This window comes from Candidatus Dependentiae bacterium (assembly GCA_026389065.1).
Classification (GTDB): domain Bacteria; phylum Babelota; class Babeliae; order Babelales; family Chromulinivoraceae; genus JACPFN01.
On the sequence record JAPLIP010000018.1, the window covers coordinates 1 to 8,425 of the forward strand.

Here is an 8,425-nt window from a genome sequence, read left to right on the forward strand (position 1 = left end):
CTGTTGTCTAGCTAGCAAATCGTTATCTTGATCATTAAAACGTTCTTTCATATCTGCAAAGATGTCTTCTGTCGGAGCTTCATGCATTGCACTCAAGGTAGGAGCCTGAGACATAAAAGCTGAAAGTAAAAATAGATAATTCATAGACTTCATACATGGTTTCTTTTTTTAAGATATAAAATTTAATTTTAAGCCTCAGATTTCATAATTGAAATTCCATTTGAGCCAACAGATACTTTTTCATTTTTTGGAAGCATTGAGTTAAGTATTTCAACAAGGGCCTTAGTGTTTTGCCCAGCCACTTCCGTATTATTATTACCCTTGAGAGAGTTCTTGAGATAATCATTTACAACATCAACTCTTTGCTCTGCAGAAAGTTTTCCTAATGCTTCTTTTAATTTGCTTTTATCAAAGACATAATCTGATGGATTTTGCTCTCTGCCACCAGTCTTTAATCTTTTAACTCCATTACCTGAATTGAAAAGATTTTTTGCATCTGCCACATCACTACTAAAAAAAGAATCCAAGAATCTTTGAATCCAGCCTTTTTTAACTTCTGGAAGAAATGACCCAGCGTTTATTTCTTTTTCATGCTGAGCCTTTAAATTTTCTATTTTTGTTAAATGTTCGTTGTCTGAATTATTTCTTTCTTGCTCTAAATTCACATGCGTTGCTACATGATCTTCTAGCAGATGTTTTGCATGTTCCAATATACCACCAGAACTATCATTGTCGTCATCCGTAGCAGCATGTTGATTCTGGGATCTTGTTACATAGTCTCTAGCTTTATTCAATTGTACTTGACAATCTCTCTCTTTTTTATCTAATTCACTACTTTTACCACTTCGCTCTGTTTCTAAATTTTCTAATTCTTGAATATGACGAGCTTTCATAGCATCCAAATCTTCTGGCTTAGGCTTAGCAACACTTTGATTCCTTGCCTCTGATTCATGCATGGCGCTCACAAATGAAGCAGGCCCAACCAAAAATGAAAACAAAAATAAATAATTTATCGACTTCACAAATAACTCCTTTTTAAAAAAACTAGATACAAACTTTTAATAAAAATATCACTCCATATTCAATCTTTTTATAGATTTGATACTCAAACAGGCCAAACAAACGAATAATTTATCAAAAAAAATTAGTGAGCACTGAATTAATTCAATGCTCACTGATTTATAGAAATAATCTTAAAAATCTAGTTCCAAGATCTTTATTTTCTTCTACCATTATGCTTGAATTTGCCATTATCTCTTATTACTGATCTTAGAGCAGCCATAACTTCTGGAGACCATGCTCCATGTTCTTTTGCTTGAGATCTTACAGATTTTACCGGATTGTGAGAGTTGTCGATAACTGATGGCAAAACTTGTTTATCCGCTACATCTTGGAAAGATTCATCATCCGACGACGTTTCGCCTGTACGAGCTACTGTATTTTTTCCACCGTTTGGAAATAAACAATTTTTATACTGGCTATAATCTCTACGAGCTTTAGGACCCTTAGGCTTCCTAGGAGCACAATTTTGCGCCCATTCTTCTTCTGTTGGAAAAGAACAATTGCTTACGTCCTCTAACGAAATAGGAAGAAGGTTCGGCTTAACCAATTCTTTGGGAGCTGGATTTGAAGCCAAGCCAACTGCAACAAGCAATGGAAATATAAAATTCATATGATACCCCTATGTAAAAACTATAAAATATATGTTCAACATTATAATACTAAAAAGCATAAAAACCAAGTGTATAAAGCGCTTCTCTTAGTTTAAACATGGGCATACCCAAAATTGCTGAGTAACAACCACTAACTTCTTTAACAAATTGTTCGCCAAATCCTTCGATGGTAATTCCGCCGCTCACCTGAGTAAATGGAATTCTATCAAGATAAAAATCTAAAAAAACTTCAGGGATATCAACCACACACCAAGCTTGATCGTAACCAACAATTTGTTTTTCGACAACCCAAGTATCATTTTGAAAGATTCTTTTCTCTAGGCAAAAAGCTGTGCCAACCGTCGCCCCAGTTCGACACGAAGTCAACATCAAGCGAGCATCATGCCGATCTGTTGGTTTTCCATGCAATTGATTTCTGCTATCAAGAGTCATGGTATCTGCAGTCAAAACAAATACGACTTGCCCTTCCTGGCCCGTCGGAATTTTAACATGCTTCATTTTCAAAAGAGCAATCTCTGTGACTAAATTTTCTAACGGTTGCAACACGCTACAAGATCCTTCATCTGCAGCATGCTCAGTAACCTGAAAAGGTATTCCTGCAGCCATAAGCATTCCTCTGCGAGACGCAGAACCTGAAGCAAGATACAAAACATATTCCATCAAAAACTCCTAACTTATTTCAAATTTAATTACACCTAAAAGTATGCCAAAAAAATAAACGCCCAATCAAATATTTCATTGATTGGGCGTTTATTTGTCTTTTAAAAGAACCATTTCGCAAATCTACTACAACGTTACAAAATGATTCTCTTAAAAAATACTGGTTGGAGCGGGAGGATTCGAACCTCCGCGTGCCTGCACCAAAAACAGGTGCCTTACCACTTGGCGACGCTCCAACATAATTTTTTATTCTGGGTTACTTTCTATTGTAACCGTTTTTTTAAATTCTTCAACAATTGAATCTTCAACTAATTTTCTAGTATCTGCGTTTAGAGGATGAACAATGTCTCGAAACCCATCTTTTCTTCTGCGCGATGGCATTGAAACAAACAAACCGTTATCGCCTTCAATTACTTTTAGATCTCGAACGATAAAACAGTCATCAAACACCATGGTCGCATATGCTTTCAATCTACCGCTTTCTTCTACCGGATAGACTTTTACTTCAGTAATTTTCATCTGCCAAGTCCTTATCTTAAAATGTCGTAAACCTACTCTGAGTCATGTCCTTTTTCCATCCTCCGTTGTTTTTTTAAAAGAGCTCTATTACTACCCATTAAATGTAGCTTTCAAAACAACTTTTGTCAAATCAAATTCTAAGGATTCCAGCTCTAAGTCTAGCTGAACGAGAAGATCTGTTCCTTGATATTTCTTCTGGCGTTGCCATGCTCGCACCTTTTGTTGCCAAGTCGAAATATCTACTTACAGCGCTTTTATTTCCATTGTCTTTAAAAAACTGTTTAACGATGCGATCTTCTAAGGAATGAAAGCTGATGCAAACAAGTCTGCCACCATCACCAAGAATACTTTTACTGTTTTGTAAGAATGCATCGATGTTCTCGAGCTCTTTATTGACAAAAATACGAAGAGCTTGAAAAACTTTGGTTGCTGGATGAATTTTATGATAATCACCAGGAGTTAAATCTTTAATAAATTGCGCTAGCTCAACTGTTGTCTTAAAGTATTTTTGCTGTCTTCTCAAAACGATAGCTCGCGCTATTTTTCTGGAATAACTTTCCTGACCAAACTCAAAGAAGATATCTGCCAACTCTTTTTCTTCAGTATAATTTACTACTTGATAAGCAGTTTTTTTATAAAGTGATGATGAAAATCTCATGTCTAAAAAAGTATCATTATAAACAGAGAAGCCATCTTTAGTTTTAATTTGAATTTGAGAGGTTCCAAAATCAGCTAAAACGCCATTAACATTATGAAATCCGGCATGAGAAACGAGCTGATGAATCTTTGAGAAATTTCCCCACACGGGAAAGAAACGACCAGGAAATTCTTCTTGCAGGGCGACTCCAATGGTGTCTAAAACAGACCGATCCCAATCAAGCCCAACTACTTTACACGTTGGCTCTTTGAGTAAAATGGCACGAGTATGTCCACCGCCACCCAAAGTAGCATCCACATAAACTTCACCAGCTTTTACATCTAAATATTTAATGACCTCTGCCATCAGAACAGGAATGTGACCGCTCGTATTTAACGAGTCAACCGATTCAACACTCTCTGGCAGGCCTTGCGAGTCATTTTCTTGTTTATTTTGAGTTTGCAAATTTAGTTGATCAATGCTTTGATTTTCGCTATCGATTCTTCTATCTTTTTTGCGCTTACCGTGCTGTTTTCCCATGGAACTTTTTGATTAAACCTCTTGTAATTTTTTAATAAGATCAGAAAACTTAATTGAGTTTGATGCTTTAAATAAGAATACCTTATCTTTTTGCAAAAGCATATTTTTTAAGGAGTCAAAAGCATCATCGATCGTTGCAAAAAGTGAAGATTTCATACCAATTGGTAGTGACTTTTTAGTCCATTCAATCTCTTTGCCAATTAAAATCACATGATTAACATCTGAAACTTTATGCAAAAGTCTACCAAGCTGACGATGCCAAAATGGACTTTCTGCACCAAGTTCAAGCATATCGCCCAAAACAACTATTTTCTTTTTATCTGTTTGATACTTTTCAAATGCTGCAAGTGAAGCTTTCACGCTTTCTGGATTAGAATTATACCCATCATGAATAATCATCGACCCAGAAGAGTGTGGTATCATCTCAAAGCGCCCAGGAACTATGACCGGCTCTTGAACACCCTTAATTAAAATGTCATCAGAGATGCCAAGGACATACCCAACGCAGATAGCCGCAAGAGCATTCATAACGCGAGACTCATTGCAAGATGGCAATACCACTGCGTACCGTTTATTATAAATTTTTGCGATAAAACTTACCGTATTTTTATCTGTTGCAATTTTTCTTGCTTGAATTTGATTTGTTGTTTTTTTACCAAAACGAATAACTGGATGAATGTATGAAATATCTGCCAACTCTGGCTGATCTCCATTGATAATTCCAATGTCACGATCGGTAAAACAGGAAAATATCTCACGTTTTTCATATGAAATCACATCCATGCCACCAAGACCTTGGGTGTGACCATGGCCAATAACTGTTATCAAACTGTAAGTTGGCCTAAGAAGCTCAACTAATTTTTTCATACTGCCACGCTGCGCAATGCCAAGCTCAAAAACAGCAGCTTGATGATCTTGTCTCATTTTTAAAATATTAAGTGAAATTCCAATCAAAGTATTTTGATTTCCAGATGAAACGATATATTTCAAATCAGTAAATTTTAAAATATTTCGAACCATTTCTTTTGTTGTTGTTTTTCCAACGGTTCCCGTAATTGCTACGACTGGATAACTAAATTGTGACCTCCAAGCCTTCGCCAAATCAAGAAGTGCTTGCAAGGTATCAGGTACAAATAAAATGACTTTACCTGCAAATTCTGTTTTGTATTTTTGTAATAAAAATTCTTTTTTTTCTAAAGAAAGTATAAATCCGCCAGCTCCACTTGTTAGAGCTTGGTCAATGAAATCATGCCCATCAACCATCTGACCTTTCAATGCAATAAAAACATCACCCTTGGAAACATTTCTAGAATCAACTACAAATGACGAATCTGGAGAAAATGGTCCATTTTGCAAATAAGAATTTTTTACATTTTTTGATAGAAAATCCAAATCTATGAGCATTAATTTACCAACCTTAAATAGATTATTTTATTTTTTATAAATTATTAAATTATATCTTATAAGCTGTCATTTTTTGATGTTTTGTCAAGCAATCAAAAATGCACAATGCCGACTCAATCAATCTTTTGGCTTGTCGACAAACTCTGCAAACCATTGAGCCACAACATTATAAAGCACTCCTTCAAAGCTTCCCTTGTCACCTCGAAACTTATTTAAAGCGGCTTTCAAGTACAAACTTCTAAGCAACTCATCTGGCTCAGTTTCTTCAATAATTAAAGTGTTTTTACAGGCAAGCCTAATTTCAATCATAGAAATACTTTTAACTTCTTTTTCTACGTCTTGCTCTGTTAAGATGCAAAACAGGCACCCACAAATAATAATTACAATGTAATAATTACCATGTAATAGTTATTTAATTGCACTTCGAGCTAACTGCTTCATTTTGCCACCATCTACTTTCAACGCTCCTGCGGCTAAACGTGATACGTCAAATGTTTTTTGATCAATCAGGCGTTGTTGATTCATTAATCTTTGTGTTGCTTGCTCACGCACTAATCTTTGCTGCTCGAGTGTATTTTCTGCAGCCTGTCCTGTGTGCAAAGATGAGTCATATCCAGAATTAAATCTTTGCATCTGATTTCGCTGGGCAGAAAGTTCCTCTGACGAAGGTTGCACAAATCGGTTTTGACTTGTTTGATTTGCAAAAGATTCTGTTGAAGCTTCTGGAAACTGTTCTTTCATTTGTTGATCAAATGTTTTTCTCATAAGATTTAATGGCGTGCTTCTAAATCCTCCAACTCCCAAGATATTTTTTGCTCTGTCAAGAATGCTTAAAAGGTGCATGCCAGGATATTTGTTTTGAACTAATGCTTTGATCTGTTCCGTCTCATGTACAACATCTGGATTGCTTGACTTGATACCACTATTAATAATGGGAATGATGTAAGCCTTGTCAGATGAACCCAAAACACCTTTTTCTATTGCTGCGTAAACTAAATGTAGAGCTCTCTTTGGAACATATCTATCGCTTGACTTAAGACCATCATTAATCCATGAAATTATATCAGCTTTGTCTAATGAACCCAAAACACCTTTTTTTGTTGCGTCTTCAGCTAAGTATAGAGCTCTAGCTTGCTTACCTGAATCACTTGACTTAAGACCATCATTAATCCATGAAATTATATCAGCTTTGTCTGATGAACCCAAAACACCGTTTGCTATTGCTGCGTGAGCTAATTCTAGAGCTCTAGCTTGCTTATCTGAATCACTTGACTTAAGACCATCATTAATCCATGAAATTATATCAGCTTTGTCTGATGAACCCAAAACACCTTTTTCTATTGCTGCGGAAGCTAAGCATAGAGCAGAGAAAATAAAACGTAACTTAATACTATGATTAATAATGAAAATGATATCAGCCTTACTCAATACAGGATTCTTATATCTTTTGACGCATTGGATTATGCCAGATACGCTTTTAGATTTTAAATACCGCAAAAAGACTGTATTTTTAATTTCCTTTGAAAATGTTTCAGGAGCCATCTCATAAACTGCACTTAAATAATGCTCATCTTGTAAAAATCCTATACTTGTCATGAGATTTTCAGCTACCATTTTGCCTGCAATGGTATCTCGCTGCATAATTTTAACTATTTTATCAACTCTTCTGTTTGGATCTTGAAGGTCGCAATAATAATCATTTTTAGCATTTGTTTTGTCATCAAACAGCCCTAAACTTGTTGCAATGGCTTGTTGAGCTGGTAAGCCTTTTTCAAATGAAACTTCAAGCTGTGATGATTTTTTTTGATTTTCTATAATATTTACAGAGCCGTGAGCTTTGTACGAAAGCTTAATTTCAAATCCGTGCTTACTTTTGGTCGATACTTTTAAATTGACGCCTTTTGTAAGATCTTTTGATTGGCTATCAACGCTCCATCCAAACTTTTGAGACATAGGCTCCAAGTATTTATTTTCAAAACCAGGCTCAAAGGTTGCTTCTTGGTTTGGATATAAATTTAAATTGAGCGATTGATTCATTAAAACAATAACGTTGCGTGTTGATGGCATGAGTTCGCAACAAAAATTATCAGAGCTTTTTGGTACTAATAAATACTTTGCAGATCCAACCTGTTTTTCATAAACGGTAACGTTTTTACCACCGACTGAAATCAGCCTTGACGGAAGCGTAGTGTGAACTGATTCCATAGGAATAAAGCCTTCGCAGTCAGAAGGCAAAGAGGCGTAAGACGTGCTTGAGTTAGTACATAGTTTATTGTAAGCCACTCCCTCTACATTTTCTACCACATTCACCCAGGCTTGATGCGCAGGCTTTGCTGCTACATCGGTTACGCTTGAGTGTGCCTCATAAAATATTTTCAAAGAAGAACTCAAGCTAGACTCTTTTGGAGCTGCGCCAAAAATTTTATTTTTTGTGTCATAAGTTGCGATATTGCATAAATTGCGCATGACGCATTCCATACAATCTGTAAACCCAATTCCCTGAAAATCAACTCCAGTATTGCTCGTAATAATTTTAGGAAGAGGTGAGGCATATATTTGTTCATAAACTGTACCACAAACGAAATCCGCAAAGGACTCTGCCTCTTGCAAATCAGGAGTTTGATCTGCAAATCCTTTTAACTGCTCAGCTGGGTACTGCTCTTCTGGAAGTGTTACAGATTTATTCAAAAATCCCTCAAAATAATCTTGTAAATCTTTTCTGTCATTAGATTTAATAAGCAAATAACCAAGAAGTATTCCCCTGGTTGTTCCTTGAGCAAAAATAGCTGCTGGGTTTTTTTCATCACATTCTTGAGTAGATTTGACACAAGATTTTACAAAAGGATTAAAATCTTTTCCAACAAAGGGCTTACCTTGAGGATCTTTTAATCCTAAGCTTTGCATATAATTTTTCAGCCCAAGCTCCATTTTTACAGCATCGCTAGAAAAATCATTCATGATTCTAAGTATTTTTCCAATATCCTTTGGCTTA

8 protein-coding genes and 1 tRNA gene are annotated in these 8,425 nt (G+C 35.8%); all 9 read right to left on the reverse strand.

Going from position 1 to position 8,425, the window contains the following annotated elements; translation table 11 throughout:
• Positions 1-188: 188 nt before the first annotated feature.
• On the reverse strand, positions 189-1,022 hold the full coding sequence (locus NTU89_00715) for a hypothetical protein (GenBank protein MCX5923068.1): 834 nt from the start codon (positions 1,020-1,022) through the stop codon (positions 189-191).
• Between the two features lie 194 nt (positions 1,023-1,216).
• On the reverse strand, positions 1,217-1,672 hold the full coding sequence (locus NTU89_00720; protein MCX5923069.1) for a hypothetical protein: 456 nt from the start codon (positions 1,670-1,672) through the stop codon (positions 1,217-1,219).
• Positions 1,673-1,721: 49 nt separating this feature from the next.
• Positions 1,722-2,333 carry a Maf family protein gene (locus tag NTU89_00725; protein ID MCX5923070.1) on the reverse strand — a complete coding sequence of 204 codons (612 nt, stop codon included), beginning with the start codon at positions 2,331-2,333 and terminating at the stop codon, positions 1,722-1,724.
• Between the two features lie 161 nt (positions 2,334-2,494).
• Positions 2,495-2,569 (reverse strand) — tRNA-Gln (locus tag NTU89_00730).
• 10 nt (positions 2,570-2,579) lie between these two features.
• Positions 2,580-2,852 carry a septation regulator SpoVG gene (gene spoVG / locus NTU89_00735; protein ID MCX5923071.1) on the reverse strand — a complete coding sequence of 91 codons (273 nt, stop codon included), beginning with the start codon at positions 2,850-2,852 and terminating at the stop codon, positions 2,580-2,582.
• Between the two features lie 130 nt (positions 2,853-2,982).
• Positions 2,983-4,029, reverse strand: a complete 1,047-nt coding sequence (rsmH, locus tag NTU89_00740; protein ID MCX5923072.1) for a 16S rRNA (cytosine(1402)-N(4))-methyltransferase RsmH — start codon at positions 4,027-4,029, stop codon at positions 2,983-2,985.
• Between the two features lie 12 nt (positions 4,030-4,041).
• Positions 4,042-5,433, reverse strand: a complete 1,392-nt coding sequence (locus NTU89_00745) for a UDP-N-acetylmuramoyl-tripeptide--D-alanyl-D-alanine ligase (GenBank protein ID MCX5923073.1) — start codon at positions 5,431-5,433, stop codon at positions 4,042-4,044.
• 117 nt (positions 5,434-5,550) lie between these two features.
• Positions 5,551-5,742, reverse strand: a complete 192-nt coding sequence (locus NTU89_00750) for a hypothetical protein (GenBank protein ID MCX5923074.1) — start codon at positions 5,740-5,742, stop codon at positions 5,551-5,553.
• Between the two features lie 99 nt (positions 5,743-5,841).
• The coding region (locus NTU89_00755; protein MCX5923075.1) for a hypothetical protein at positions 5,842-8,425 on the reverse strand (2,584 nt) is incomplete at its 5' end.